The 24,808-nt window shown below is 69.8% G+C and carries 24 protein-coding genes and 4 tRNA genes; 11 read left to right on the top strand and 17 right to left on the bottom strand.

The features are described from left to right. Positions 1-42: 42 nt before the first annotated feature. The 6 genes from ABD732_RS03395 to ABD732_RS03370 form a co-directional block, all read right to left on the bottom strand. A tRNA-Trp gene (locus ABD732_RS03395) sits at positions 43-115 on the bottom strand. 163 nt (positions 116-278) lie between these two features. Beyond that, positions 279-1,364, bottom strand: a complete 1,086-nt coding sequence (locus ABD732_RS03390; RefSeq protein ID WP_344780606.1) for a fused (3R)-hydroxyacyl-ACP dehydratase subunits HadA/HadB — start codon at positions 1,362-1,364, stop codon at positions 279-281. 202 nt (positions 1,365-1,566) lie between these two features. Beyond that, positions 1,567-1,734, bottom strand: coding sequence for a 50S ribosomal protein L33 (gene rpmG / locus ABD732_RS03385; protein WP_008377524.1), 168 nt, complete (start codon positions 1,732-1,734; stop codon positions 1,567-1,569). An 86-nt stretch (positions 1,735-1,820) separates the two neighbouring features. Beyond that, positions 1,821-1,894: transfer RNA gene (locus ABD732_RS03380), tRNA-Met, on the bottom strand. Positions 1,895-1,936: 42 nt separating this feature from the next. Further along, positions 1,937-2,009, bottom strand: a tRNA-Thr gene (locus ABD732_RS03375). A 117-nt stretch (positions 2,010-2,126) separates the two neighbouring features. Then, positions 2,127-2,207 (bottom strand) — tRNA-Tyr (locus tag ABD732_RS03370). Between the two features lie 113 nt (positions 2,208-2,320). On the opposite strand from ABD732_RS03370, the gene ABD732_RS03365 reads away from it, so the two are divergent. Further along, the gene (locus ABD732_RS03365; protein WP_344780603.1) at positions 2,321-2,812 is read left to right on the top strand and encodes a YajQ family cyclic di-GMP-binding protein; all 492 of its coding nucleotides are present in this window, start codon (positions 2,321-2,323) and stop codon (positions 2,810-2,812) included. Positions 2,813-2,842: 30 nt separating this feature from the next. Here ABD732_RS03365 and ABD732_RS03360 read toward each other — a convergent pair whose 3' ends face one another. The 4 genes from ABD732_RS03360 to ABD732_RS03345 all read right to left on the bottom strand — a co-directional run bounded on the left by ABD732_RS03360 (position 2,843) and on the right by ABD732_RS03345 (position 8,327). After that, on the bottom strand, positions 2,843-4,564 hold the full coding sequence (locus ABD732_RS03360) for a class I adenylate-forming enzyme family protein (RefSeq protein WP_344780601.1): 1,722 nt from the start codon (positions 4,562-4,564) through the stop codon (positions 2,843-2,845). Beyond that, positions 4,557-5,513 carry an NAD(P)H-dependent flavin oxidoreductase gene (locus ABD732_RS03355; RefSeq protein WP_344780599.1) on the bottom strand — a complete coding sequence of 319 codons (957 nt, stop codon included), beginning with the start codon at positions 5,511-5,513 and terminating at the stop codon, positions 4,557-4,559. The genes ABD732_RS03360 and ABD732_RS03355 overlap by 8 nt, the downstream gene beginning before the upstream one ends. Beyond that, complete coding sequence (locus ABD732_RS03350) at positions 5,510-7,042, bottom strand: carotenoid oxygenase family protein (RefSeq protein WP_344780597.1); 1,533 nt, start codon at positions 7,040-7,042, stop codon at positions 5,510-5,512. The genes ABD732_RS03355 and ABD732_RS03350 overlap by 4 nt, the downstream gene beginning before the upstream one ends. Positions 7,043-7,115: 73 nt before the next feature. Continuing rightward, entirely contained in the window at positions 7,116-8,327 is a 1,212-nt protein-coding gene (locus ABD732_RS03345) for an acetyl-CoA acetyltransferase (RefSeq protein ID WP_344780595.1), read from the bottom strand. Positions 8,328-8,446: 119 nt separating this feature from the next. On the opposite strand from ABD732_RS03345, the gene ABD732_RS03340 reads away from it, so the two are divergent. Beyond that, the gene (locus tag ABD732_RS03340) at positions 8,447-9,706 is read left to right on the top strand and encodes an acetyl-CoA C-acyltransferase (protein WP_344780593.1); all 1,260 of its coding nucleotides are present in this window, start codon (positions 8,447-8,449) and stop codon (positions 9,704-9,706) included. A 5-nt stretch (positions 9,707-9,711) separates the two neighbouring features. Continuing rightward, entirely contained in the window at positions 9,712-10,638 is a 927-nt protein-coding gene (locus tag ABD732_RS03335) for a winged helix-turn-helix transcriptional regulator (protein ID WP_344780591.1), read from the top strand. A 14-nt stretch (positions 10,639-10,652) separates the two neighbouring features. On the opposite strand, the gene htpX is transcribed toward ABD732_RS03335, so the two are convergent. Both htpX and ABD732_RS03325 read right to left on the bottom strand, forming a co-directional pair. Next, entirely contained in the window at positions 10,653-11,525 is an 873-nt protein-coding gene (htpX, locus tag ABD732_RS03330; RefSeq protein ID WP_344780589.1) for a zinc metalloprotease HtpX, read from the bottom strand. A gap of 118 nt (positions 11,526-11,643) precedes the next feature. Next, on the bottom strand, positions 11,644-12,660 hold the full coding sequence (locus tag ABD732_RS03325) for a polyprenyl synthetase family protein (protein ID WP_344780587.1): 1,017 nt from the start codon (positions 12,658-12,660) through the stop codon (positions 11,644-11,646). A gap of 124 nt (positions 12,661-12,784) precedes the next feature. Between ABD732_RS03325 and ABD732_RS03320 the strand changes: the two genes are divergently transcribed. Then, positions 12,785-14,044 carry a geranylgeranyl reductase family protein gene (locus ABD732_RS03320; RefSeq protein WP_344780585.1) on the top strand — a complete coding sequence of 420 codons (1,260 nt, stop codon included), beginning with the start codon at positions 12,785-12,787 and terminating at the stop codon, positions 14,042-14,044. 14 nt (positions 14,045-14,058) lie between these two features. On the opposite strand, the gene ABD732_RS03315 is transcribed toward ABD732_RS03320, so the two are convergent. From ABD732_RS03315 to menD, 3 genes are read right to left on the bottom strand one after another with little or no spacing between them, the layout of a single operon-like run. Then, a complete protein-coding gene (locus tag ABD732_RS03315; protein WP_344780583.1) occupies positions 14,059-14,769 on the bottom strand; it encodes a demethylmenaquinone methyltransferase in 711 nt (236 codons plus the stop codon). Continuing rightward, positions 14,766-15,230 carry a DUF3592 domain-containing protein gene (locus ABD732_RS03310; RefSeq protein ID WP_344780581.1) on the bottom strand — a complete coding sequence of 155 codons (465 nt, stop codon included), beginning with the start codon at positions 15,228-15,230 and terminating at the stop codon, positions 14,766-14,768. Before ABD732_RS03310 ends, ABD732_RS03315 begins: the two co-directional genes overlap by 4 nt. Before the next feature lie 23 nt (positions 15,231-15,253). Beyond that, a complete protein-coding gene (gene menD / locus ABD732_RS03305) occupies positions 15,254-16,930 on the bottom strand; it encodes a 2-succinyl-5-enolpyruvyl-6-hydroxy-3-cyclohexene-1-carboxylic-acid synthase (protein WP_344780579.1) in 1,677 nt (558 codons plus the stop codon). 58 nt (positions 16,931-16,988) lie between these two features. Between menD and ABD732_RS03300 the strand changes: the two genes are divergently transcribed. From ABD732_RS03300 to ABD732_RS03290, 3 genes are read left to right on the top strand one after another with little or no spacing between them, the layout of a single operon-like run. Next, positions 16,989-17,606, top strand: coding sequence for a class I SAM-dependent methyltransferase (locus ABD732_RS03300; RefSeq protein WP_344780577.1), 618 nt, complete (start codon positions 16,989-16,991; stop codon positions 17,604-17,606). Positions 17,607-17,661: 55 nt separating this feature from the next. Beyond that, a complete protein-coding gene (locus ABD732_RS03295) occupies positions 17,662-18,909 on the top strand; it encodes a saccharopine dehydrogenase family protein (RefSeq protein WP_344780575.1) in 1,248 nt (415 codons plus the stop codon). Then, positions 18,906-19,481 carry a sugar O-acetyltransferase gene (locus tag ABD732_RS03290; protein WP_344780573.1) on the top strand — a complete coding sequence of 192 codons (576 nt, stop codon included), beginning with the start codon at positions 18,906-18,908 and terminating at the stop codon, positions 19,479-19,481. Before ABD732_RS03295 ends, ABD732_RS03290 begins: the two co-directional genes overlap by 4 nt. 100 nt (positions 19,482-19,581) lie before the next feature. On the opposite strand, the gene ABD732_RS03285 is transcribed toward ABD732_RS03290, so the two are convergent. Further along, positions 19,582-20,241 carry a PaaI family thioesterase gene (locus ABD732_RS03285; protein ID WP_344780571.1) on the bottom strand — a complete coding sequence of 220 codons (660 nt, stop codon included), beginning with the start codon at positions 20,239-20,241 and terminating at the stop codon, positions 19,582-19,584. A 70-nt stretch (positions 20,242-20,311) separates the two neighbouring features. On the opposite strand from ABD732_RS03285, the gene ABD732_RS03280 reads away from it, so the two are divergent. After that, positions 20,312-21,256 (top strand): 1,4-dihydroxy-2-naphthoyl-CoA synthase, encoded by a 945-nt coding sequence (locus ABD732_RS03280; protein WP_344780569.1) that lies wholly within the window; start codon positions 20,312-20,314, stop codon positions 21,254-21,256. Positions 21,257-21,580: 324 nt separating this feature from the next. Here ABD732_RS03280 and ABD732_RS03275 read toward each other — a convergent pair whose 3' ends face one another. Beyond that, positions 21,581-22,633 carry an LLM class F420-dependent oxidoreductase gene (locus ABD732_RS03275; protein ID WP_425552981.1) on the bottom strand — a complete coding sequence of 351 codons (1,053 nt, stop codon included), beginning with the start codon at positions 22,631-22,633 and terminating at the stop codon, positions 21,581-21,583. 257 nt (positions 22,634-22,890) lie between these two features. Here ABD732_RS03275 and ABD732_RS03270 point away from each other — a divergent pair, with 257 nt between their 5' ends. Genes ABD732_RS03270 through ABD732_RS03260 form a run of 3 tightly spaced genes read left to right on the top strand, consistent with a single transcriptional unit; the run spans position 22,891 to position 24,776 of the window. Next, positions 22,891-24,105 carry an inorganic phosphate transporter gene (locus tag ABD732_RS03270; protein WP_344780565.1) on the top strand — a complete coding sequence of 405 codons (1,215 nt, stop codon included), beginning with the start codon at positions 22,891-22,893 and terminating at the stop codon, positions 24,103-24,105. Positions 24,106-24,137: 32 nt separating this feature from the next. After that, positions 24,138-24,431, top strand: coding sequence for a hypothetical protein (locus ABD732_RS03265; protein WP_344780563.1), 294 nt, complete (start codon positions 24,138-24,140; stop codon positions 24,429-24,431). Positions 24,432-24,467: 36 nt separating this feature from the next. Further along, complete coding sequence (locus ABD732_RS03260) at positions 24,468-24,776, top strand: DUF3349 domain-containing protein (protein ID WP_344780561.1); 309 nt, start codon at positions 24,468-24,470, stop codon at positions 24,774-24,776. Positions 24,777-24,808 lie beyond the last annotated feature (32 nt).

Here is a 24,808-nt window from a genome sequence, read left to right as displayed (position 1 = left end):
GGGGACGGTCCCGGTCCGCGTGGCGTTCCGGGACGTCGGGTGCAGGGGCGACAGGACTTGAACCTGCAACCTGCGGTTTTGGAGACCGCTGCTCTGCCAGTTGAGCTACGCCCCTTTGCACCGGCCGGCCGGCCGATACCTGTCCGAGCCTAACAACACCAACGCGCCACCCTATGGGCAGCGCGCAAGTCTAGGTAAACCCTCGACTGTCACAGTGTAGAGCACCCGAGGCGGCAGCCCAAACCGGTGGTGCGGGCCTCGCCGGCGGGGCCGCGCGGTCAGTTGAACTGCACGACGACGTTGGCACGCCCGAAGATCTTGCGGCCCCCCTGTCGGGCGGTCAGCGCGATGGTGCCGCGGCGGGTCTCCGGGTCCAGCGACTTGACCTTGCCGGTGAAATCGACGGCGGCGCTGTCGTCGGCGGGGACGTACACCGGGCTGGTGAAGCGCACGTTGTACTCGCAGAAGGCCGCCGGGTCGCCGATGAACTCGGAGACGTAGGTGGCACCCAGGCCCATGGTCTGCATGCCGTGGGCGACGACGTCGTCCATGCCGGAGGCACGCACCACGTGATCGGAGAAGTGGATCGGATTCGGGTCCGCGGCCACGCCGGCGTAGTTGGTGAGGTTGCCGCGGGTCAGCAGGAAGGTCTTGGGCGGCAGTTCCTGCCCCTTGGCGAGGCTGTCGAAGTCGATCGCCCCGTAGGCCTCGGGCCGCTCGGTGGGATCGGGCCGCTCATCGCGTTTCTCGTCACCGACGACGGTCTTGCCCTGGTCGCCGATCTTGTCGATCTTCATCATCACGTGGTCGAGGGAGGACTCGAGTTCCTCGGAGACCTTGAGCCCGGGGCGGGCGGCGAGGGACGTCCACGTGGTCATCACCGGCTCACCGCGCTGGTTCCAGATGATGTTCTTGCTCACCATCAGGTCGATGCTCTCCGGGCTGGTGATGTGCCGGAAGGAGTCGAGGGAGACGTCGCAGGTCAGTTGGTCGCCAACCTTCATGGGCTGGTGGTAGACCAGCCGCTGGTCGGTCTGCATGATCTGCCACAGGTCGTAGCCGGTGACGACCTCGTCGAACAGCTTGCGCTGGGCGACGATACCGAGCACCGACACGAAGGTCGGATGCGCGACGAGGGTGTCGTGCCCGTACTCGGCGGCGCCCGCCTCGTTCCAGTGCGTCGGGTGGGCGTCCTGGACCGCCAGAGCGTGCTTGCGGACCTCTTCGCGGCCGACCTCGTAGTAGTCGTCGACGGTGTAGTGGTAGCCCACCACCGAGGCGGTGTGCTCGGCGATCTGCTCGGGGGTGAGCTCGCGAGGTTCGGGGACGCTCGGCGGGGCCATGGTGTCGTGCAGCTCAGTCATCGTGTCTCCCTCCATCGCCGGGCGGCCGCACATCTGCAGGCGGGGCTGAAACACGCTCCGGCGATCTGGCATTACAACCTGCCAAATTTTCCTCTCACCCCGCTACGGATACAAATCGAGCGGGCCATCTCACAGGGAGACGGCCCGCTCGATCGAAAGCGGAGTACCGGCGCCGTCGCAGGCGCCGGAGTGCGCGGAACGCTTAGCGCGATTCCTTGTGCGCCTCGTGCTTGCCGCAGTTCGGGCAGAACTTCTTCAGCTCGAGACGATCGGGATCGTTGCGGCGGTTCTTCTTGGTGATGTAGTTGCGGTGCTTGCACACCTCGCAGGCCAGGGTGATCTTCGGCCGCACGTCGGTTGAGGAAGCCATGTCCTTGCCTTCTTTCGCGTCTTGCTGTGTCTTCGGCCGCGTCGGGCCCGGTTTTCGGGCGGGCTCGCGGGAGCAGCCGAATTGTGTAGCGGTGGGGGGACTCGATCCCCCGACCTCACGATTATGAGTCGTGCGCTCTAACCAGCTGAGCTACACCGCCCTGTCAGCACACACGGTCCTTCACAGACCGCCCGCACCAGCGAGCCCCCTGACGGAATCGAACCGTCGACCTTTTCCTTACCATGGAAACGCTCTGCCGACTGAGCTAAGGGGGCGTCTCCCGGTCCGCACCCGCGGGTGTGGCCGAGAAGCCTTCACGAGATTACACATCCGCTATCCGGTTGACCAAAACGGCTGGTCGTCACCGGTTTTCCGGAACTGCTCTCTCGCTGTGGCAGATGTAGGATTCGAACCTACGTAGCTTGCGCGACGGATTTACAATCCGCTCCCTTTGGCCGCTCGGGCAATCTGCCGTGTCGCCGTGAAGGCAACGGGTGAAAGGATACAACGTCGGCCCCGGCGGGGGCCAAACCGGCTGGTCAGCGCCGCACATCGAACGCACTCGTCGATGCCCTAGGGTGGACGCATGGCTGATTCTTCGTTTGACGTGGTGAGCAAGGTCGACCGCCAGGAGGTCGACAACGCCCTCAATCAGGCCGGCAAGGAACTGTCGCAGCGCTACGACTTCCGCGGCACCAACACGCGCATCGACTGGTCGGGCGAGGAGAAGATCGTCCTCACCTCCGACACCGAGGAGCGCGCCCTGGCCGCCCTGGAGGTGTTCAAGGAGAAGCTGATCCGGCGCGACATCTCCCTCAAGGCCTTCGACGCCGGCGAACCGGAGTCCTCGGGCAAGACCTTCAAGATCACCGGCGAGATCGTGCAGGGCATCGACTCCGAGCACGCCAAGAAGATCGCCAAGAAGATCCGCGACGACGGCCCCAAGGGCGTCAAAGCGCAGATTCAGGGCGACGAGCTGCGGGTCTCGTCCAAGAAGCGCGACGACCTCCAGGCCGTGATCTCTCTGCTCAAGGGCGAGGACTTCGGGATCGCGCTGCAGTTCGTCAACTACCGCTAGCGTTCGTCGACTACCACTGGCGCTGACGCACTACCCCGTTTCCGCCAGCGCACTGCGCAGGTCGCGCTTGAGGAGCTTGCCGACCGGGTTGCGCGGCAACTCCGGCAGGATCTCCAGGCTCTCCGGAAGCTTGTAGGACGCGATCTGCCGCTCGCGCAGGAACGCCACGGCCTCGTCGAGGGTCAGCGCGGTGTCCGGGCGCAACGCAGCCGCCACGTGCACGCGCTCCCCCATCACCTCGCAGGGCCGTCCGATCACGGCGACCTCGGCCACCGCGGGATGATCGCTGAGTATCGCCTCGACCTCGGCCGGCGCGATGTTCATGCCGCCGCGGACGATCAGGTCCTTGGCACGATCGACATAGCGCAGGAACTGATCCCGGTCGCCGGCGATCTCGAAGACCTCCCCGCTCCGCAGGTACCCGCCCGCATCGAACGGGCTCGCCGACTCGTCGCCGTTGAGGTATCCGGCGAACACCATCGGCCCGTCGATGTACAGCTCCCCCGGCTTGCCCGGCTCGGTGATCTCGTCCCCGGTCTCCTGGTCGATCAGCTTGATGCTGATCCACTCGCTCACCCGCGAAGCCCACTGCACCCCGGCGGCGCCGTAGCGGGGGAAGTACATCGCACGATCGGCCGGGTCCGGGAAGTCCTCCGGGCTCGACAGGAGGCCGATGCCCTCGTTGGATCCGAAGAAGTTGATGACGGCGATCCCCATCTCCTCCTGCCAGCCGCGGACGGTGACCGGCTGCAGCGGCGCCGAACCGGAGCCGACCCGCGTCAGACTCGACAGGTCGATCCGGCTGCGCAACTCCTCGTTGCGCAACAGCATCAACAACAAGGCCGGCGGCGCGACGGTGTAGGTGACGCGTTCGGTCGCGATCTGCCCGAAGAAGGTGGGCGCGTCGAACGGATGGTGCTGCACCAGCAGCGCGCCCGTCCGCAGCCACGGCAGCAGTTTGCCGACGAAGGCCGCCATGTTGATCATCGGAAACGGGTTGAGGAGGACGTCGTCGGCCGTCAGGCGGGGCGCGTCGACGCCGGCCCACGCGAACGAGAGCCAGTCGTAGTGCGCACGGGGAACGCCCTTGGGGGCACTCTCGGTGCCCGAGGTCCAGCAGATCGTCATCGGATGGTTCGGGTCGGCGACGTAGCCGTGTGCGGCGACCGCCCGGCGGTCGGCATCGGTGGCCGGGGCCGACACCAGCGACGCCACGCCGTCGGTCGGCTCGGCGACGGGTTCGGCAGTGAGTGTCAACAGTGTCCGGAGTGCGGGCAGCCTCCCCGCGAATGCGGCGGTCTCGGCGGCGACGGCGCGACCGGCGAACTCCGGCACCGTGACCAGCGCCGAGAATCCGGCGGCAGCACCCATGCCGACGATCTCGTGCTCGCGATACTGCATCGCCAGCGGCGAGACGACGGCGCCGATCCGCCAGGCCGCCAGATAGACCTCCACCAACTCCACCCCGTTGGGCAGTTGGACCCCGATGACGTCACCGGTGCCGACCCCCGCCTCCAGCAGGCGGGCGGCGAGCGCGGTCACCTCGTCGTCGAGCCGGCGCCAGGTCAATCGCCGCGGAGGCGTGCCGACCAGGGCTTCGTTGTTGGCCGGATCGACCAGGGCGTCCGCGTCGGGACGCTCGGCCACCCGATCGCGGAAGATCTGGTCGACCGTCTCGTCGGTCCAGGCGCCCATCGCGCGGAAGCGCGCGATCTTTTCGGGCGGGTACAGGCCGGTGGCGAAATCAAGCATGGGTGGTTCCTTCCAGGGAGCGAGAGGTGGTGAGACGGTGCGCGGCCTGCTGGTACTGCTCGGCCAGGGTGTCGACGATGTCGGCCACGCGGCGGATGTCGGTGACCGCCCCGAGCCCCTGGCCCGCCGCCCACAGGTCCTTCCAGCGGCGCACCGCGTCGCCGCCGGCCCGGTAGTCCCGTTCCTGCGGGACGTCGAGGGTGTCGAGATCGATGCCGTGGGCGAGGAGACTGGGGCGCAGCCACGACGCCGGGGTGCCGGTGATCCCGGCACTGACGATGAGGTCGTCGATCCCGGAATCGACCACCATCTGCTTGTAGTCCGCCACGGCCCGGCTCTCCTCTGAGGCGAGGAACGACGTACCCATGTAGACCAGGTCCGCACCCGCCGCGATGGCTCCGGCCACGCCGTATCCATCGGAGATACCGCCGCCGATGACGAGCAGCCCGTCGAAGAACTCCCGTACGGCGGCGGTGAAGGCGAACGGCGACAGCGCGCCGGTGTGCCCGCCCGCGCCCGCCGAAATGCAGGCGAGACCGTCGGCCCCGGCCACCGCGGCCTTGCGCGCCATCGTGAGGTCGGCCACGTCGGCGATGACGACACCGCCGTAGGAGTGCACCGTCTCCAGGGCCGGCTTCGGCGAGCCGAGCGCGGTGACCACCACCGGCGGCCGATACTTCGCCACCAGTGCCAGGTCGTCGGCCAGACGGACGTTGGTGCGGTGGGTGACCAGATTGACCGCCCACGGCAGGCTCTGGTCGCCGTCGCCGAGGGCCGCGCTGATAGTCGACAGCCACGCATCGAGTTCGTCCGCGGTGCGGCAGTTCTGCGTGGGGAACGCGCCGATGATGCCCGACCGTGCGGCGGCGATCACCAGCTCGGGTCCGGAGACCAGGAACATCGGTGCGGCCATGACCGGCAGGCGCAAGAGCCCGCGCAGATCGGTCATCGGCCGACCTCCACCGCATCGCCCGCACGTTCCGCGGTCCGCCACCGGCGGATCTCCGCCCCGGGAGCCCACGTCGAGTGCGTACCGGAGGAGACCCGCTCGGGCAGGCGGACCCGGCAGACCGGCCCGTCGGCGAGGCGCGCCGCGTCGAAGACGACTCCGTACGACGCATCCTCGTTGAGATCGGTGGTGATGGTGATCAGGTACGCGTCCTCCTCACCGGTGGCACCGAGCTTGGGAGCCACGCTCGACTCGCTCGCGAAGACGCCGTCGTCCAGGCGGTAGTGCTCTTCGGCGCCGGTGCGCAGGTCGTGGCGCACGATGCCGTCGAAGAGGAACCAGTCCGGTTTTCCGGTCGCGGCGTAGGCGTAGCGGTAGTCGGTGGTGAGGTAGTCGGCGTTCATCATCCCGAACTCGCTGATCGTGTCGGTGAGCGATTCCTCCCGGACCGCCCCGGTCGCCAGATCGAAGCGCCACCGGTGCAAGCGGGTCTTCATCCGGTTCAGCGCCAGGTAGCGGAACGGGCGCAGTGCCTTCGGCACGTTGCCCTCCTCGACCAAGCCGGGCTCCGGCTCGTGCTGGAAGAAGCCGTCGAGCACGATCTCGTCGCCGTCCTCGAAGGCGTTGACGAAGTGCAGGACGTAGGTCGGGTCCGCCTCGAACCAGCGCACCTGCGACGGGTCGCCGCGACGCGGCAGGATTCCGAAGCGGGAGGGCAGATCGTGCATTCGCGGAACGTGGTGGCCGCTACGCAGTAGATCTGCGTCCCAGAAGAGGGGGAAGTCGTTGAAGATCACGTAGTTCTCGGTGTACGCCATGTCGTGCGGCAGCCGCGGACCCGGCAGTTCCACCGGCACGTAGTGCGCCACGTCGTTGTTCGCGTCCACCACGCCGTAGTGCAGGTACGGCGCCTGCTTGCCGTAGTTGAAGAACAGCAGTTCCCCGGTTCGGTCGTCGTTCTTCGGGTGTGCGGAGACGCCGAGTTCGGCGGGGAAACCTCCGTTGAAGTCGGCGCGGCCGAGAGCCTGCCCGGTCATCGGGTCCATCCGGTACAGATCGCCGCACTGGTAGTAGCTGGTCAGCGCTTCACCGCGAAAGATCGTGACATCGGTGCTCGACGAATCCTTGAGGAACCCGCGCGCCCCCACCCCGTCGCCGCGGTCGGAGACCGCCGGCGATTCGGCGATCCCGGCCCACAACGAACGTCCGGCCTCCTGCTCGGCCGCCAGGCCGTCGGTGCGGACGAAACGGTTGCGGTAGAAGGCCTTGCCGTCCCGGAAACCGACCATGTGCACCATGCCGTCCCCGTCGAACGGGTGATACTGGTGGATGGGCAGGTGCAGCGGATTCTCCGTGTTGCGGAGGTAGACGCCGTCCAGGTCGTCGGGGATCCGCCCCTCCACCACTTCCAGATCGTCGGCGTTCCACTCCGCCTGCTGGGGACGCCAGGCCCCGCTGCGGTAGGGGTGGTCGTCGTCCGCGGGCAGGGTGGACAGCATCCGTTCCACCACGTCTACGCTGGTCACCATCGTTTCTCCAATCGTCTCGCCGGCTTGTCGAGGCAGTTCGTGTGTCGCGGCCGAGCCGCGCGGTGGTTGGTCGTCATTCGTTCGCAGCGGCGCAGATCAGGGCCACGCAAGTGGCGGTGCTGCCGCCGAAGTTCACCGTGCCGAAGGTCTGCGCCCCGTCGACCTGCATGTCGCCGGCCCGACCTGATACCTGGGACGCCGCGTCGAGGAGCATCCGGACCCCACTGGCGCCGACGGGATGCCCGCCGCCGAGCAGTCCGCCGCTGGGATTGACGGGCAGTCGGCCGCCGCGCTCGATGTCGCCGTTCTCGATCGCCTCCCACGACCGTCCCGGGACGGTGAGGCCGAGATGGTCGATGGTCAGGTACTCGCTCATCGTGAAGCAGTCGTGGATCTCCACTCCGTCGAGCTGGTCGAGGTGCACGTGCGCCCGCCCCATCGCGTCGGTGATCGTCTTACGCAGATGGGGCAGCACATACGGTGAGTCGTCGCGGCGGCCGAGTTTGCTCTCCAGCGACAGGCCCGCCGTCGCGTGCCCCCAGCCGGTGATCTCCGCCCACGGCTCGGCCTGCGGGTGCGTCTGCCGGTAGCGGTCGCTGACCAGGATCACGCCGGCGGCGCCGTCGGTGATCTGACTGCAGTCCAGTCGCCGCAGCCGCCCTTCGACCAGCGGGTTTCGGGCATCGTCGTCGGTGAACTCCAGATCTGTCCACGCGCGGGTCTGGGCGTTCGGGTTGGTCCGCGCGTTCGAGAAGTTGATCTCGCCGATCCGGCGCAGATGGGCGTCGTCGATGCCGTAGCGGCGGTCGTACTCGTCGGCCAACTCGGCGAACATGAACGGCCACATGAACTTCGCCTGCTCACCCTCGTGCCCGACCCAGGCGGCCGCGCCGAGATGCTGCGCGGCCCGATCGCCGGGCACCGTCTTCTCCAGTTCGACGCCCAGAACCAGGGCGACGTCATAGTGTCCGGCCCGCAGGTCGGCCATGGCCGCCAGCAGCGCGGTGCCGCCCGACGCACAGGCGGCTTCGTGGCGCGTGGCCGGCGTGCCCCAGAGTTCCGGACTCACCGTCGCCGGCATGGCGCCGAGGTGCCCCTGCCCGGCGAAGAGTTCACCGAAGGCGTTGCCGACATGGATCACTTCCACGGTCTCCGGAGCGACGCCGGCGGCCGCACACGTCTGCTCGAGCGCTTCGGCGGTCAGGTCGGCGAAGTCGTGCCCCTCCCGGAACCAGTTTCGTGCGAAGTCGGTCTGATAGCCGCCCAACATCCAGATGGAGGTCATGTCGTCTCGTGCTCCTTGCGATCCGCGGACATCGGTTGTTTGATGATGTGTGTCACTATAACTAATGAAGTTACTCTGTCAATTACTCCGGACGGTGTCCGGCGACTCCGGGAGCATCGATGAGCACGTCCCCCACCCCTGAAGCCTGGATCTTCGATTACGTCCGCACGCCGCGCGGCAAGGCCTCGGCCGCCGGCGGTCTGCACTCGCACACCGCGATCGACCTGGTGGTGCATTTGATGACCGACCTGCGCGCACGCGGACTACCCGTCACCGAGGTGGACGACGTCGTTCTAGGGTGTGCGTCCCAGCTCGACGAACAGGGGAGCAACCCGGCGCGGATCGCGGCGCTGCTGGCCGGCTGGGGCGAGCGGGTCCCTGGTCTGATGGTCAACCGCTTCTGCGCCTCCGGCATCGACGCGGTCGCCGTCGCCGCCGCCCGCGTCAAGGCCGGGGACGCCGACCTGGTGGTGGCCGGCGGGGTGGAGAGCGTGTCCCGGGTCCCGATCTTCTCCGACCGCGGACCACTCTGGACCGACCCGGCCGTTGTGGAGGGCATCGGATCGATTCACATGGGAGTGGCCGCCGACCTGAACGCCGCACTCGAGGGCTTCAGCCGCGAGCAACTCGACGCCTACGGCGCGCGCTCCCAGCACCGCGCCGCGGAGGCGTGGGCGGCCGGCCGTTTCGCCGCGGAAGTGGTGCCGGTCCCGCGGGGTGACGGCGAACCGCTGGGCACCGACGAACTGGTGCGGCCCACCACCAGCCCGGCGACACTGGCCGCGCTGGCTCCGGCGTTCGCCGGCCTCGGTGCCGACGGGCAGGATGCCCTCGCGCTGCGTTCCTTCCCCGAGCTGGGCGCCATCGAGCATCTCCACACCGTGGGTACCGCCCCCGCGATGGCCGACGGAGCCGCCCTACTGGTCGTCGGCACCTGGGAGGCCGGCCGGCGGGCCGGTCTGCGTCCCCGCGCGCGGATCGCCGCGGCCTCGTCCACCGCCGGCCACCCGGTGCGGATGCTGACCGCCGGTCAAGACGCCGTGCAGGCGGTCCTCGACCGGAGCGGAGTGACGCCGGCCGAGGTGGCCTGCTTCGAGTTCGCCGAGGCCTTCGCCGCGTTGTGCCTGCGCTTCGAGCGGGACATGGGCATCGATTCGGCCGCGGGCGACGACCGGATGAATCCGAACGGCGGCACCATGGCCATGGGGCACGCTTTCGGGGCGACCGGAGCCATCATGGTCGGCGGCTGCGTCGAAGAGCTGCAGCGCCGCGACGGCCGCTGGGGTGTCGGTGCGGTCAGCGGGGCCGCCGGCCTGGGCAGCGCGATTCTCGTCGAACGGCCCGACGGCGCCGATTCCACCGGAAGCTGGCTAGGCTGAGCGCTGTGCAACCATCCACCGAGCAGGGTGCGACGCCGACGGCGACCGGTCCCAACGCGATCGCTCGCGGCCTCGGAGCACTCGGCGACGAGTGGTCCCTGCAGGTGTTGCGCGCCGCACATGCCGGCGCCACCCGATTCGGCCGGTTTCAGGAGCAGCTCCCGGTTTCGGCCGCCAGCCTGGCCGCCCGCCTCGCCTTCTTGTCCGACGAGGGACTCTTCACCCGCCGGATCTATCAGCAGAACCCGATCAGGGCCGAGTACGTGCTCACCCCGCAGGGGCGGGGCACCTGGCCCATCCTGGTGGCGATCTGGGCCTGGGAGGACCGGTGGGCCGACCATCCGCGCGGTGCCCTCCCCACTCGGCGGCATCGGACTTGCGGGCACGAGTTCCAACCCGTCCTGGTCTGCGCCGAATGCGGCGAACCCACCGACCGCCACCAGGTCCGCACCACCTGGGGCCCGACCGGCGGCTGGGCGCGCTCGGTACCGGAGACCACCACCCGGCGACGCCCCCGGAGTCCTCGCCGCCCCGGGGAGTTTCCCGAGACGATGGCGGTGTTCGGCAACCGCTGGGCCGCGGTGGTGATCGGGGCCGTCTTCCAGGGCCTCCGCCGGTATTCGGAGTTCGAGACCACCCTGAAGATCCCGTCGAACATCCTGTCCGAGCGCTTGCGCGTCCTCGTCGACTACGGACTCCTCCGCACCGAGGTCTCTGCCGAAGGCCGACGTGAATACCGTCTCACCGACAAGGGCACCGCCTTCTTCCCGGTGATGGCGACGACGCTCAATTGGGCCGAGCGCTGGTACTCCCTCCCCGAGGGCCCGGCCATGATCTGGCAGCACCACGACCATGCGCTCGTCCCCAGACTGGACTGCGATCAATGCGGTGAACCCTTGGCCGCTGCGGAGATCGAGATCGTCCGCGATTGAGTCGGGCCGGGCGGTCAGAACTCCTGGCCGCCGGCGCGCGCCATCTCGTGCAGACGCGCGATCCGGTCGCCCACCGGCGGGTGGGTGGAGAACAGCTTGCTCATCTTCTCGCCCGCCCGGAACGGGCTCTCGATCATCATGTGCGACTGCGTGGTGAGTTCCGGCGTCGGCGGCAGCGGCGCCATCGCGATGCCGCCGGAGATCTTGTTCAGCGCCGAGGCCAGCCCCAGCGGGTCGCCGGTGAGCTCGGCGCCCGAGGCGTCGGCCTGATACTCCCGTGCACGGGACACCGACATCTGGATCACCGTCGCCGACAGCGGGCCCAGGATCGCGATCAGCATCATGGCCAGCGGGTTGACGCCGCCGCCTCGGTTGCCGCCGAACATGCCGGCGAACATGGCGAAGTTCGCCAGGCCGCTGATCACCGCGGCCATCGCACCGGCGACGGAGCTGATCAGGATGTCCCGGTTGTAGACGTGGCTCAGCTCGTGGCCGATGACGGCGCGCAGTTCCCGGTCGTCGAGCAGTTCGAGGATGCCGGTGGTGCAGCACACCGCCGCGTTCTTCGGGTTGCGTCCGGTCGCGAAGGCGTTCGGCGACTCGGTGGGGCTGACGTACAGCGCCGGCATAGGCTGGTTGGCCCGGGTCGCCAGTTCCCGCACCATCGCGTACAGCTGCGGTGCCTGCACCTCGGTGACCGGCTGCGCGTGCATCGACTTCAGGGACAGCTTGGCGCTGTTGAAGTAGGCGTAGGCGTTGGTGCCGATCGCGATGAACACCGCCACGATCAGAATGGTCGTGTTCTGGAAGGCGGCGCCGATGCCGACGATGATCGCCGACATCAGTCCCATCAGCGCGGCGGTCTTCAGGCCGTTGAACGAATGCAAGTCTGCCTCTCCGATCTCGCTGCACTCCGCGGTGCCCGCGGAGCGAGCCTCGTCGCGTTTGTCTGCCTCTTCAACGACGAGGAGCCGGGTGAAGTTCCGGCCCGGTACCCAGTGTGCGTCAGCCCACGCGGTCGACGGTGAAATTCACCAGCGACGCGAAGGCGGTCCGGGCGGGCGACTCCGGCAGGGTCGCGAGTTCGGTGTGGGCATCGTCGGCCATCTGTGCCAGCCGCTGTCGCGCCTGCTCCATGCCGGCCGAGCCGCTGAGCAGCCCGAGCGCCTCGTCGACCTCGGCGTCGTCGGTGAGCGGCCGGGCCTCCCCGGTCGCCGGATCCACCAGGATCTCGCGCAGGCGCACCGAGTCGGCGCCGTCACCGGCCAGCGCGTAGAGCACCGGGAGGGTGTGCACGCCCTCGCGCAGGTCGGTGCCGGGCGTCTTGCCGCTCTCGCCGGTCACCGAGGCGATGTCGATGATGTCGTCGGAGACCTGGAAGGCCACCCCGACGATGTCGCCGATCCGGGCGAGCGTCGCGATCCGTTCCGGGTCGGCACCGGAGGTCATCGCGCCGAAGCGTCCGGCCGCCGCGATCAGCGAGCCGGTCTTCTCCCAGACCACGCGCAGGTAGTGGTCCACCGGGTCGGCGCCGCGGGCGCCGACGGTCTCGCGCATCTGGCCGGTGACGAGTTCGGCGAAGGTCTCGGCGATGATCCGCACCGACCCCGGGCCGAGGGTGGACACCAGCCGGGAGGCGCGGGCGAACAGGAAGTCCCCGGCCAGGATCGCGACCGAGTTGCCCCAGCGCGCGTTGGCGCTCTCGGCGCCGCGCCGCAGGTCGGCCTCGTCCATCACGTCGTCGTGGTAAAGCGTGGCCAGATGGATCATCTCGACCGCCGTGGCCGCGGTGATCACGTCTTCGCCGGCCGGGTCGGGCCCGAAGTGCGAGGCGAGGACCGCGAACATCGGGCGGAAACGCTTGCCGCCGGCCTTGGCCAGGTGCGTGGCGGCCTCGGTGAGGATCTCGTCGCCCGAGGACAGCTCGGTCAGCAGGAGGTCCTCGACACGCGCGAGTGCGTCGGCGACTCCGGCGGCGAACTCGCCGTTGCCCAGGTCGAGTCCGGCGAATGTCGACTTCACGTGTGACGACCTCATCTTCTCACTCGGTGTCTGCGGCGCCGCAGACCGGCGCGCACCGGCACCTCGGTTCGGCCCCGGCGACACCAGAAGCGTAACCGCATCCGCGCGAGGACATAATCGACGGGTGACCAGTCCAACAGGCGATCGCGATCCGATCCCCGAATCCGCCGACGTCCTGGTGGTCGGTGCCGGTCCGGCCGGCGCCGCCGCCGCCGCACACGCCGCCGCGACAGGCGCCGACGTGGTGCTGCTCGACGCCGCGACCTTCCCGCGGGACAAGACCTGCGGCGACGGTCTCACCCCGCGCGCGGTGAGCGCCCTGCGCACCCTGGGGATGACCGGCTATCTGGACCGACGCCCCCGCATCCGCGGTCTGGACCTGCACGGGTGGGGCGCACGACAGCAGGTGCCGTGGCCTGCCTCGCGCTTCGGGCCGTTCGGCAGCGCCGTGGCCCGCGTCGAACTCGACGACGACATCCGCCGCTTCGCCGTCGACCGCGGCGCCCGGATGGTCGCCGGCGCCAAGGCCGTCGACGTGGAGCGCACCGGCGAGCGGATCGCCGCGGTCACCGTGCAGCACGACCGCGGGCGGTCGTCGATCCGGGTGGGCGAGGTGATCGTCGCCGACGGCGTGAAGTCGGCGCTCGGGAAGACCCTCGGCCGGCAATGGCACCGGGACACCGCCTACGGCGTCGCCGGGCGCAGCTACGTGGACTCGGAGCTGTCGGATTCGGAGTGGATGGGCTCGCACCTGGAGCTGCGCGACACCGACGGCGGCCTGCTGCCGGGCTACGGCTGGGTGTTCCCGCTCGGCGACGGCACCGTGAACGTGGGCGTCGGGGCGTTGGCGACGGCCGCACGACCGGCCGCCCTGCAGTTGCGACCGGTGCTGGAGCACTACGCGCAGATGGTGGGGGACGAATGGCGGCTGACCGGTCCGCCGCAGCGCGTCGCCTCGGCGCTGCTGCCGATGGGCGGGGCAGTGTCCGGGGTGGCCGGGCCGAACTGGATGCTGATCGGCGACGCCGCCGCCTGCGTGAACCCGCTCAACGGGGAGGGCATCGACTACGCGCTCGAAACCGGCCGGATGGCGGTGCAACTGCTGGACGAGAGCCGCGACCACACCGTGGCGTGGCCCGCGCTGCTGCGCCAGGAGTACGGTGCGGCCTTCGCCGCCGCCCGCCGGGCCGCCGGCCTGCTCACCATGCCGCGGACGGTCCCGGTGCTCGGCCGCCCCGGGATCCGGTCGGCGGCGCTGATGGGCCTCGTCGTGCGGGTGATGGGCAATCTGCTGACCGCCGAGGACACCGATCTGATCGCCCGCGCCTGGCGCACGGCGGGTGCGGGCCTGAGTCGCTTCGAGTCGCGGCCCCCGTTCACGTGACGGTGTAGCGGGCCTCAGCCGCCGGCCACACCGGTGTGGATCGCGGCGATGCCGCCGGTCAGGTTCTGCCAGTCGACGTCGCCGAAACCGGCCGCGGTCAGCCGCTCGGCCAGCGCCGCCTGGTCGGGCCATGCGCGGATCGACTCGGCCAGGTAGACGTAGGCCGCCGGGTTGCTGGCGACCTTGGTGGCCACCGCCGGCAGCGCCTTCATCAGGTACTCCATGTACACGGTGCGGAAGGGCTTGAACGTCGGGGTGGAGAACTCGCAGATCGCCAGACGACCGCCGGGCTTGAGCACCCGCCGCAGCTCGGCGAGGGCCAGCGGGACGTCGTTGACGTTGCGCAGGCCGAACGAGATGGTGGCGGCGTCGAAGCTGTCGTCGGCGAACGGCAGGTGCAGGGCGTCGGCGGCCACCTTGGGCACCGGGCGCTGCGCCCCCGCGCGCAGCATGCCGCGGGAGAAGTCGGCGGCGATCACGGTGGCCCCGGAGGTGGCCAGCTCTTCGGAGGAGACGGCGGTGCCGGCGGCCAGGTCGAGGACCACGTCGCGCGGGCGCAGGGCCAGCGCCTTGCGGGTGGCCTTGCGCCAGCGGCGATCCTGCGCGAACGAGAGCACCGTGTTGGTGACGTCGTAACGCTTGGCCACGCCGTCGAACATCTCGGCGACCTCGGACGGATCCTTCTCCAGGCTGGCGCGGGAACCGGATGCGTCGCTCGAAGTCATGCCGACGAGTCTAGGCCCCCGGCGAGACGCTGAGCGCGGCGGCGCATCCTCCGGCTGATCTCGGCGACGATCAGCATCGCGATGATCGCCACCACCCAGCCCGCCAGGATGATCGACAGCCCGGGCACCACCGCCAGCTTCGCATCGCGCCCGGCCGGGCGCGCCAGATTGTCCGGGTCGGTGGCGTCGTAGTCCACCAGGATCCGCTGCCCGGTCTCGAGCTGCGTCGGGTACAGCAGTCCCAGCGTCGGATTGCGCAGTACGCCGTCGGGGGTCACGAAGTTCACCGCGGCGTGCAACCGGTCGGCGGAGATCACGTCGGCGACGGCGGTGGCCCGGTTCGCGTCGATCTTGGCGTCGTTGCGGTAGGCGCCGAGGACGATCACCGACCCGATCAGGGTGGCGATGATGCCGATCGACAGGAAGCCGAGCTGCACGCGCCGCTGAATCACCGGGTTCATGGGGTCAGGATAGACGGCGCCGGTCAGCGCAGGCGCCCGGCGATCTGCTCGTGCAGCGCCCGCAGCGGTCCACGCCGGGTCGCCACTTCGAGCACCTCGATCCCACCGGCCGGCATCGGCGCCGCCAGGGCGGCGGGCAGTCGGTCGACGGCGACCCGCGCGAACGGCAGATGGAATCCGGCGCACAGCGCGGACAGGTCGGTGCGGTGCGGGGTGCCGAAGATCCGTTCGTAGGCGCCGGCGTAGGCGTCGCCGGCGAAGCGCGGATCGCCCTGCTCCAGCAGCCCGAAGATGCCGCCGCCGTCGTCGTTGGCCACCACGATCCGCAGTGCCCGCGGCCGCGGCTCCTCCGGGCCGATCAGCAGACCGGTGGCGTCGTGGATGAAGGTGAGGTCGCCGACGAGGGCGACGGTCTGGCCGGTGCCGCCGGCGCTGTCGGCGGCCAGGGCCGCGCCGATGGCGGTGGAGTTGATGCCGTCGATGCCGGCCACCCCGCGGTTGGAGAGCACCCGCACGCCCGGTGCGACCGATCCGGCCAGGGCCAGGTCCCGGATCGGGTTGGAGGCCCCGACCACCAGCTGATCCCCCGGCGCCACCGCGGCGGCCACGGCCCGGGCCACGTGCAGCCCCGTCGTGTCCGCGCAGGCGTCCAGTTCCTCGGCGACGGCCGCGGCGACTGCGCGCTCGGCCGCCGCGCATTCGTCGCGCCAGGCCTGCGTCGGCTCGCCGGCCGCGATCGCACGGGTGCCGGTGGCGTAGACGTTGCCGGAGACGTCGGGCCATCGCGGTCCGGTGGTGAGCGCGTAGACGCGCACCTGAGGGTCGGCCAGCAGCCGGGCGACCGAACGGTGCAGCGTGGGACGCCCGCAGATGACGGCCTGGCGCGGCGCGAGCCGATTCAGGGCGAGCGGGTGCAGCGGCGTCTTCGGTTGCGGCGCAGTCGGTTCGGCGACGGTCGGGACGCCGGCGAGCTCGGGGTGCACGCCTGCGCCGTGACCGGAGACCACCACGGTCGGGGCGGTCAGGTCGATCTCGATCGGGACGTCCAGCTTGCCCACGGGCGACTGCGTCCACGGCAGCCCGTCGGGACGGCCGGCGAAACGGCCGCCCTCGACGGCGCCGAGGTCGCCGGCGGGCTCGTCGCCGGCGTCGGGCACCAGCGGTTCGCGCAGCGGGATGTCGAACTGGACGGGCCCGGCGTTGCCGGTGCGGGCGCCGCGGGCGGCGGCCAGGACCCGGCCCACCGCCGACCGCCACTGCGAGTTGGTGTCCAGGTCCTCCTCGGCCAGACCGAGGCTGATCGCGGCGCGCACCTGGGTGCCGAAGATCCCGAACTGCTCGATGGTCTGGTTGGCGCCGGATCCGAGGAGTTCGTAGGGTCGGTTGGCGCTGATCACCACCAGCGGGACGCGGGCGTAGTTGGCCTCGAACACCGCCGGGCTCATGTTGGCCACCGCGGTGCCGGAGGTCATCACGATCGGGACCGGGTTGCGCGAGGCCACTGCGAGGCCGAGCGCCAGATAGCCGGCGGAACGCTCATCGATCCGCACGTGCAGGCGCAGCCGGCCGGCGCGGTCGGCGGCGTGCAGGGCGAAGGCCAGCGGGGCGTTGCGCGAGCCCGGGCAGAGCACCGCCTCGCGCACCCCTCCGCGGATCAGCTCATCGACGATCACGCGGGCCTGCAGGGTGGACGGATTCATGGTTCCCGAGCCTAATGGTCGGGCCGCGGCCGGCCCTGCGCGGCGCTACCGTGGAGTGATGGGCATCTACGCGGACAAGGTGCTGCCGCGCCTGGTGGAACGGACCTGCGGCATGCCCGCTCTGGACGAGTTGCGGCGTCGTGCGGCCGCCCCGCTGTCCGGTGCGATCGTCGAGGTGGGTTTCGGCTCCGGCCTCAACGTCGGCTGCTATCCCGGCGCGGTGACGTCCGTGGCGGCGATCGAACCGGCGGATCTCGCGTGGGAGCGGGCGCAGGAGCGGGTGAGCCGGTCGCCGATCCCGATCACCCGCGGCGGCCTGGACGGGCAACGTCTTCCCTTCGACGGCGCCGCCTTCGACGGCGCCCTGTCCACCTTCACCCTGTGCACCATCCCCGATCTGCCGGCGGCGCTGGCGGAGCTGGCCCGGGTGGTGCGCCCCGGCGGCCTGCTGGGTTTCGCCGAGCACGGTCTGGCGCCCGACCGCGGGGTGCGGCGGCTGCAGCGGCTGCTCGACCCGGTCGAGCGGGCCGTCGCCGGCGGCTGCGAGCTGACGCGCGAGATCCCCGCCGAGCTGGCCGCCGCGGGCTGGGAAGTCGAGGAACTGGATCGGTTCTACCTGCCCGCGACCCCCAAACCGTGGGGTGCGCTGTCGGTGGGGTGGGCGCGCCGCCGCTGAAATCCACGGCCTTCGGCCCGGGCGTGCCGTTCCCGCGATGGCCTAAGGTCGAGTCATGAGTCGCGAATTCGACGTCATCGTGTACGGCGCCACCGGTTTCGTCGGTGAGCTGACCGCCCGCTACCTGGCGCAGCAAGCACCGGAGGACACCAAGATCGCCCTGGCCGGCCGGTCGGAGACCAAACTCGCCGCAGTCCGCCGCCGGCTGCCCGAGCGGGCGGCGGCATGGCCGCTGGTGATCGCCGACTCGGACTCCCCCGCCGCCCTGGACGCGATGTGCGCGCGCACCCAGGTGGTGTGCACCACGGTGGGTCCGTACCTGCGCTACGGCGAGAACCTGGTGATCGCGGCCGCGAGCGCGGGCACCGACTACGTGGACCTGACCGGTGAGGTGCCGTTCACCCGGTTCACCATCGACAAGGCCGACGACATCGCCAAGGGCACCGGTGCACGGATCGTCAACTCGTGCGGCTTCGACTCGGTGCCGTCGGATCTGGGCACTTACCTGCTCTACCGGAAGGCCGCCGAGGAGGACGCGGGCACGCTCGGTGAGACCACGCTGGTGCTGGCCTCGTTCCGCGGCGCGGTCTCCGGCGGCACCGTCGACTCGATGCGGGTGATCGCCGAGCAGGCCAAGGACCCGGAGATGCGGCGCCTGCTGCTCAACCCGCAGGCGCTGTCCGGCGGGCCCGGCGACATCCGGTCCGCCGCCCCCAGTTCGGAGCCGAGCGACATCACGCCGGTCGACGCGAAGAAGGTCGACCCGTCGCTGAGCGGCACGCTGGCGCCGTTCTTCATGGCCTCGTACAACACCCGGGTGGTGCGCCGCTCGGATGCGCTGCTCGACGACGCCTACGGTCCCGGATTCCGGTACCAGGAGACGATGTTCGTCGGCGGCAAACCGGTGCTGTCCACCCTGGCGGCCGGAGCGGTGTCGGTGGGCACCGGCATCGGGCTGGCGGCGATGAGCTTCCGTCCGACCCGCAAACTGCTCGACCGGCTGCTGCCCAAGCCGGGCCAGGGGCCGAACGAGAAGACGCGGGAGGCCGGACATTTCATCACCCGGACCTACACCACCACCAGCAAGGGCCGGCGGTTCCGCTCCCAGATGCGCGCCGACGGCGATCCCGGCTACAAGGCCACCGCGGTGATGCTCGGCGAATCGGCTCTGGCTCTGGCGCTCGACCGCGACCAGCTGCCCGAGCGGGCCGGCGCGCTCACACCGGCCGTGGCGATGGGTGACGTCCTGATCGAGCGTCTGCGTCGCGCCGGCTTCGTCATCGAGGTCCACGAGCTCACATGACGCAGGCGCACGACGAGGTGCAGGCCCTCGTCAGCGGTGAGTGGTATTTCGACGGGCCCGAGCTGCGGCGGCTGCGCGACGTGTGCGGCGGCGTCCTGGACGAGTTCAACTCCCTGCCCGCCGCTGATCACACCGGGCGCCGACGTCTGCTCGGCGACCTGTTCGGCGACTGCGGCGACGACCTCGAGGTGATCCCGCGCTTCCGCTGCTCCTACGGTTTCAACATCGCCGTCGGCTCGGGCGTCTATCTGAACGCCGGCTGCTTCCTGATGGACGACGGACCGATCACCCTCGGCGACCACGTCCTGATCGGCCCGTCGGCGGTCCTGGCCACCGCCCTGCACCCGATCGACGACCATCGGTTGCGCCGACAGGGCGCCGAACGCACCGCGCCGATCGTCATCGGTGACAACTGCTGGCTGGGCTCGAACGTCACCGTCGGCGCCGGGGTCACCATCGGCGCGAACACGGTGGTCGGGGCCGGCAGCGTCGTGGTGCGCGATCTGCCCGACCACGTGGTCGCGGTGGGCTCGCCCGCCGTCCCGATCCGGTCGCTCCCGGTCGACGACTGACCGGATCCGCGCCGGCGCCCACAGAGTGTCGAACCGTGATCGCATGCCGGTGCAGATTCGACACTCTGACCGGCGCCGTCCCCTGCCGCGGCGGGGGCGGCTATGCCTGGCCGGGGCGCAGGGCGATGAACAGCGCGTCGAGGTCGGCGCAGAGCCGATCGCCTTCGTGCAGCGTGCCCTTGACGAAGAGCTTGCGGCCGTCGCGGCGCTCCACCCAGGTCTTCAGGGTCAGCGGGGTCTCGAGCGGGGTGAGCGACCGGTAGTTCACGGTCAGGTAGGCGGTGCGGGCGACGCCGTGGACGTTCAGGGCCGCGGCCATGCCGCCGAGGTCGTCGAAGGCGACGGCGACGTGGCCGCCGTGCGCCACACCGTTGCCGCCGAGGTGGAAGCGGCGGAACTCGACGGTGGCGCTCACCCCGTCCTCACCGCCGTCGGTGATCTCGTACGGCGGGAGGGTGATGTTGCCGCGCGACGGCAGGTCGATGCGGGTGCCCGACGGGGTGTGCCACTCGTCCACCAGCATGGTGTCGAGCTTGGCATTGAACTGCTTGAGCTCCTCGATCACCTCGTCGGCCAGCTCCGGGGTGGGGCACGCGTAGCGCACCTTGTCCATGAAGGTGCGCACCTGCTCGACGAACTCGCCGTAGCGGGGTCCGCCGCGGTCGGTCGTCACGTCGAACTCGGCGCGGAAGCCGCCCCCCTGCGGGGAGTCCTCCGGCGCGGGAGGGTTCCACTTGGTATCGCGCGGGGCACCGGTCATCGGTCCAACGTATCCGGTGCGCGATCAAGCGATCGCTTGGGGGCCGAGCGGGTGCCTTAGGCTCGGATCCATGACTTCGCCGTTCGACCCCACCCAGTGGAAGACCGTCCCCGGCTTCGCCGAGCTCACCGACATCACCTATCACCGGCACACCGGTGAGGGCCGCGCCGACGGAATCGTCCGTATCGCGTTCGACCGGCCCGAGGTCCGCAACGCCTTCCGGCCGCACACCGTCGACGAGCTGTACCGCACCCTCGATCACGCCCGCCGCTCTCCCGACGTCGGCACCGTGCTGCTGACCGGCAACGGCCCCTCCCCCAAGGACGGCGGCTGGGCGTTCTGCAGCGGCGGTGACCAGCGCATCCGCGGCCGCTCCGGCTACCAGTACGCCACCAGCCACGACAGCGACGTCGCCGCCGCCGGCACCGAGGGCGTGGACGCCGCGCGGGTGAAGGCCGAGGGCGGGCGGCTGCACATCCTGGAGGTGCAGCGCCTGATCCGCACCATGCCGAAGGTGGTGATCGCCGTGGTGAACGGCTGGGCCGCCGGCGGCGGGCACTCGCTGCACGCGGTGTGCGATCTGACCCTGGCCTCGCGGGAGCACGCCCGCTTCAAGCAGACCGACGCCGACGTCGGCTCGTTCGACGCCGGCTACGGCAGCGCCTACCTGGCCAAGCAGGTGGGGCAGAAGTTCGCCCGCGAGATCTTCTTCCTCGGCGAGGACTACGACGCCGAGACCATGCACCGGATGGGGGCGGTGAACCGCGTCGCCGACCACGCCGAGCTGGAGGAGCTCGCGATCGAATGGGCGCGCAAGATCAACGGCAAGTCCCCCACCGCGCAACGCATGCTCAAGTTCGCCTTCAACCTGACCGACGACGGCCTGATGGGCCAGCAGGTGTTCGCCGGGGAAGCCACCCGCCTGGCCTACATGACCGACGAGGCCGTCGAGGGCCGCGACGCCTTCCTGGAGAAGCGGGCGCCGGACTGGGACGACTTTCCCTACTACTACTGAGTTCCGACTGCACGGCACGCGGTCTCGACTTCGCTCGACCGGCTGAAGGCGACCGGCAGACCGCGGCCGGAGGACTTTGGCGCTTCGAGCGACCCTCAGGGTCGGTACGAGCGCCGAAGTCGGTCAGCTCAGGTGCAGCGCGGTCCGCAGTCGCCCCAGGAGAGTGGCGGGACGGAACCGCGTGCACGATCGGTCGTCACACACCGCGCAGTCGGTACCCGGTCGGTAGTGTGCGTGGGCTGTGCGGTCGTGACCGCAGACGCACAAGTTCCTGGCCATAGGCGAATCCTACCCGCGAGTACCGTCGGCGCCGCCTGTTCGCGCTCAGCCGATGAGCCCGGCCACCGTCTCCATGTCCGCCACGCGCTCGGCATGGGTGAGGGCGGCCGGCGAAGCCAGGAGCACCCCGACTCCGGCCGCACGGAATGCCGATACCTGTTCGGCGACATAGCTTTTCGGTCCGATCAGACTCATGGCCCGCACCAGGGCGTCGGGCACCGCGTCCGCCGCCTCCTGCTTGCGCCCGTCCAGGTAGAGGTCCTGGATCAGCTTGGCCTCCTCGACGTAGCCGTAGCGCTGCACCAGCGAGTTGTAGAAGTTCTTGCCGCGCGCACCCATGCCGCCGATGTACAGCGCCGCGTGGTGGCGGATCATCGTCAGGCAGCGCTCGATCTCCGCCTCGTCCTCGGTGATCCGCGCGGCCGCCTGCACCACGACGATCAGGTCGCCCAGTGCCGGATCGCGCTTGGCCCGGCCGGCGGCGAGGGCCGGCCCGAAGGCGGCGTCGACGAACTCGGGATGGAAGAAGATGGGCTGGAACTCCTCGAACAGCTCGGCGGCCAGTTCGACGTTCTTCGGTCCGATGGCCGCCAGCAGCATCGGGATCTGCTCACGCACCGGATGGTTGATGATCTTCAGCGGCTTGCCCAGCCCGCTGCCGCCGTGCTCTTCGGTGAGCGGCAGGTGGTAGTGCTTGCCGTCGTAGACCACCCGCTCGCGCCGCCAGACCATGCGGCAGATCTCGGCGGTCTCCCGGGCCCGACCCAGCGGATAGTTGTACTTGACGCCGTGGAAGCCCTCGATCACCTGCGGCCCGGACGCGCCGATCCCCAGGATCACGCGGCCGCCGCTGATGTAGTCCAGCCCGGCCGCGGTCATCGCCAGGTTGGTGGGGGTGCGGGAGTACATCGGCAGGATGCCGGTCTGCAGTTCCATCGTGTCGGTGCGCGCGGCGATGTAGCCGAGCTGCGACACCGCGTCGAAGCTGTACGCCTCCGGAACGGTGACCCGCACGACACCGGCGTGCTCGAAGTCCCGGAGATTCTCGATGGTCTCGCGGAAATCTCCCGCGTAGTTGATGGGCATCCCGAGTTTCATCGTCATGCCGGGCATTCTGCCACCGACCGCGACCGGTTCCGCTGCGCCGGTTCTGCGACCGTGCCGAAACCCCCTGTTCACCCTCCATTAAGGTGCCTGCGCGATGATTTAGGTCACTTTGACGACGGCTCGGCCACCGCCAGGTAAACACTGCCGTGAACATTCCTGAACGCAAGGTGAAGTCGCAGGTCAGGGCCGATTACCCGGGTTCATCGAAAATTGACGCCGAAGCCCGGTGAAGCCTCATAGTTGTCGCTATGGGCGCAGAGACTCTGATCCTGGTGCTGTTGATCGTGACCGCACTGGGTTTCGACTTCACCAACGGCTTCCACGACACCGGCAACGCGATGGCCACATCCATCGCGACGGGTGCGCTCAAGCCGAAGGTCGCCGTCACCATCGCAGCCGTGCTGAACCTGGTGGGTGCGTTCCTGTCGGTGGAGGTCGCCACGACCGTGACCAAGGGGATCCTGAACATCCCCTCCGAGCCCGCGGAACTCAGTTCCGAGGTGGGCGGTGCCACCGTCGCGCTGACCATCATCTTCGCCGGCCTCGTCGGCGCCATCATCTGGAACGTCGTCACCTGGCTGTTCGGCCTGCCGTCGTCGTCCTCGCACGCACTGTTCGGCGGCCTCATCGGCTCCGGTCTGGCGGCCAGCGTCTCCATCAACTGGAACGGCATCGTGGGCAAGGTGATCGTGCCCGCGCTGCTCGCGCCGGTGATCGCCTGCATCGTCGCCTCCGTGGGCACCATGGCGATCTACGCCATCACCCGCAAGCTGGCCGAGAAGAAGAAGGAAGACGGCTTCCGCACCGGCCAGATCGCGTCGGCCTCGCTGGTCTCCCTGGCCCACGGCACGGGCGACGCGCAGAAGACCATGGGCGTCATCGCGCTGGCGCTGATCGTCACGGGGCACCTGGACTCCGACGTCGCCGAGCAGGGCCTGCCGCTCTGGGTGATCGGCAGCTGTGCCGTGGCCATCGCGCTGGGCACCTACCTCGGCGGCTGGCGCATCATCCGCACCCTGGGCAAGGGCCTGGTGGAGATCAGCTCGCCGCAGGGCATGGCCGCCGAAGCCTCGTCGGCCGCCATCATCCTGACGTCCTCGGCGGCCGGCATGGCGCTGTCGACCACGCAGGTCGCCACCGGCTCCATCCTGGGCAGCGGCCTGGGCCGCAAGGGCGCCGAGGTCCGCTGGGCCGTCGCAGGCCGCATGGCCGTCGCCTGGGTCACCACGCTCCCGGCCGCCGGCCTGGTCGGCGCCCTCTGCTACTGGCTCGCGAACGGGATCGGCGGCATGGGCGGAGCGCTCACCATCTTCGCCATCCTGCTGGCGGCCTGCATCTGGATGTGGCTGCGCGCCCAGCGCCACAAGGTCGACTCCAAGAACGTCAACGCCGACTGGGATCCGTCCAACTCGGTGATCCCGGCCGAGGCCCGCGCCGATGCCGAGCCGAAGCAGCAGGCCTGAGACCCCACGACGGAAGAGAGAAGGTCCACGACATGGGAATCGACTTCGCCGAGATCGCCGAATCAATCAGCCGTGTGCTCGCCATCGGCCTGCTCCTGGGCGCCGGGCTCCCCGCACTGTTCGCCGTCGGCATGCGGCTGGTCGCACTGAGCACCCCGGACGAGGACGCCGAGACCGCCACCGCACCGAATCAGGTCTACCGCTACGCCGGATACTTCCTCTACGCCGTCGTGGCCGTGGTGATCATCCTCGGCATCCTCTGGATCACCCGTCAGACCCTGTACCACCACCTGAACATCCAGGTGTTCCCCGCCAGCACGTACTAGTAGCTCCCCGCCCTCGCACGGAAGGCCACCCGTCCCATGGCTGCCAATGTCTTCGAGAACGTCATCAACTGGATCCGCACCGGCTATCCCGAAGGGATTCCCCCGCAGGATTATCCGCCGCTCTTCGCCCTCCTCACCCCCGTGCTGGACGAGTCGGAGATGACCGATGTGGTCCTCACCCTGGCCCTGGAACGCGATCCGGAGTCGCCGACGACCCGCGAGGACGTCGCTGCGGCGATCGCCGCGGTGACCGAGCAGAAGCCGTCCCGGGACGAGATCAATCAGGTGGCCGCGCGCCTGGCCGCCGCCGGCTGGCCGCTCGATTCGCACGTGGTCCATCCCTGACCGACGAGGAAGCCCGACCGACGAGGAGGGAA

It is taken from the genome of Gordonia caeni (assembly GCF_039537105.1).
Taxonomy (GTDB): Bacteria; Actinomycetota; Actinomycetes; order Mycobacteriales; family Mycobacteriaceae; genus Gordonia; species Gordonia caeni.
The sequence above is the reverse complement of the archived record's forward strand: the minus strand, read 5'-3'. Positions and strand labels throughout refer to the sequence as shown.

Coding starts and splice junctions, on each gene's coding strand:
- ABD732_RS03315 (WP_344780583.1), bottom strand. CDS start 14,769: ATGACTTCGAGCGACGCATCCGGTTCCCGCGCCAGCCTGGAGAAGGAT.
- ABD732_RS03350 (WP_344780597.1), bottom strand. CDS start 7,042: ATGGTGACCAGCGTAGACGTGGTGGAACGGATGCTGTCCACCCTGCCC.
- ABD732_RS03285 (WP_344780571.1), bottom strand. CDS start 20,241: ATGACCGGTGCCCCGCGCGATACCAAGTGGAACCCTCCCGCGCCGGAG.
- ABD732_RS03360 (WP_344780601.1), bottom strand. CDS start 4,564: ATGCTTGATTTCGCCACCGGCCTGTACCCGCCCGAAAAGATCGCGCGC.
- menD (WP_344780579.1), bottom strand. CDS start 16,930: ATGAATCCGTCCACCCTGCAGGCCCGCGTGATCGTCGATGAGCTGATC.
- ABD732_RS03390 (WP_344780606.1), bottom strand. CDS start 1,364: ATGACTGAGCTGCACGACACCATGGCCCCGCCGAGCGTCCCCGAACCT.
- ABD732_RS03310 (WP_344780581.1), bottom strand. CDS start 15,230: ATGAACCCGGTGATTCAGCGGCGCGTGCAGCTCGGCTTCCTGTCGATC.
- ABD732_RS03295 (WP_344780575.1), top strand. CDS start 17,662: ATGAGTCGCGAATTCGACGTCATCGTGTACGGCGCCACCGGTTTCGTC.
- ABD732_RS03365 (WP_344780603.1), top strand. CDS start 2,321: ATGGCTGATTCTTCGTTTGACGTGGTGAGCAAGGTCGACCGCCAGGAG.
- ABD732_RS03275 (WP_425552981.1), bottom strand. CDS start 22,633: ATGAAACTCGGGATGCCCATCAACTACGCGGGAGATTTCCGCGAGACC.
- ABD732_RS03300 (WP_344780577.1), top strand. CDS start 16,989: ATGGGCATCTACGCGGACAAGGTGCTGCCGCGCCTGGTGGAACGGACC.
- ABD732_RS03290 (WP_344780573.1), top strand. CDS start 18,906: ATGACGCAGGCGCACGACGAGGTGCAGGCCCTCGTCAGCGGTGAGTGG.
- ABD732_RS03270 (WP_344780565.1), top strand. CDS start 22,891: ATGGGCGCAGAGACTCTGATCCTGGTGCTGTTGATCGTGACCGCACTG.
- ABD732_RS03280 (WP_344780569.1), top strand. CDS start 20,312: ATGACTTCGCCGTTCGACCCCACCCAGTGGAAGACCGTCCCCGGCTTC.
- rpmG (WP_008377524.1), bottom strand. CDS start 1,734: ATGGCTTCCTCAACCGACGTGCGGCCGAAGATCACCCTGGCCTGCGAG.
- ABD732_RS03340 (WP_344780593.1), top strand. CDS start 8,447: ATGAGCACGTCCCCCACCCCTGAAGCCTGGATCTTCGATTACGTCCGC.
- ABD732_RS03345 (WP_344780595.1), bottom strand. CDS start 8,327: ATGACCTCCATCTGGATGTTGGGCGGCTATCAGACCGACTTCGCACGA.
- ABD732_RS03260 (WP_344780561.1), top strand. CDS start 24,468: ATGGCTGCCAATGTCTTCGAGAACGTCATCAACTGGATCCGCACCGGC.
- ABD732_RS03355 (WP_344780599.1), bottom strand. CDS start 5,513: ATGACCGATCTGCGCGGGCTCTTGCGCCTGCCGGTCATGGCCGCACCG.
- ABD732_RS03265 (WP_344780563.1), top strand. CDS start 24,138: ATGGGAATCGACTTCGCCGAGATCGCCGAATCAATCAGCCGTGTGCTC.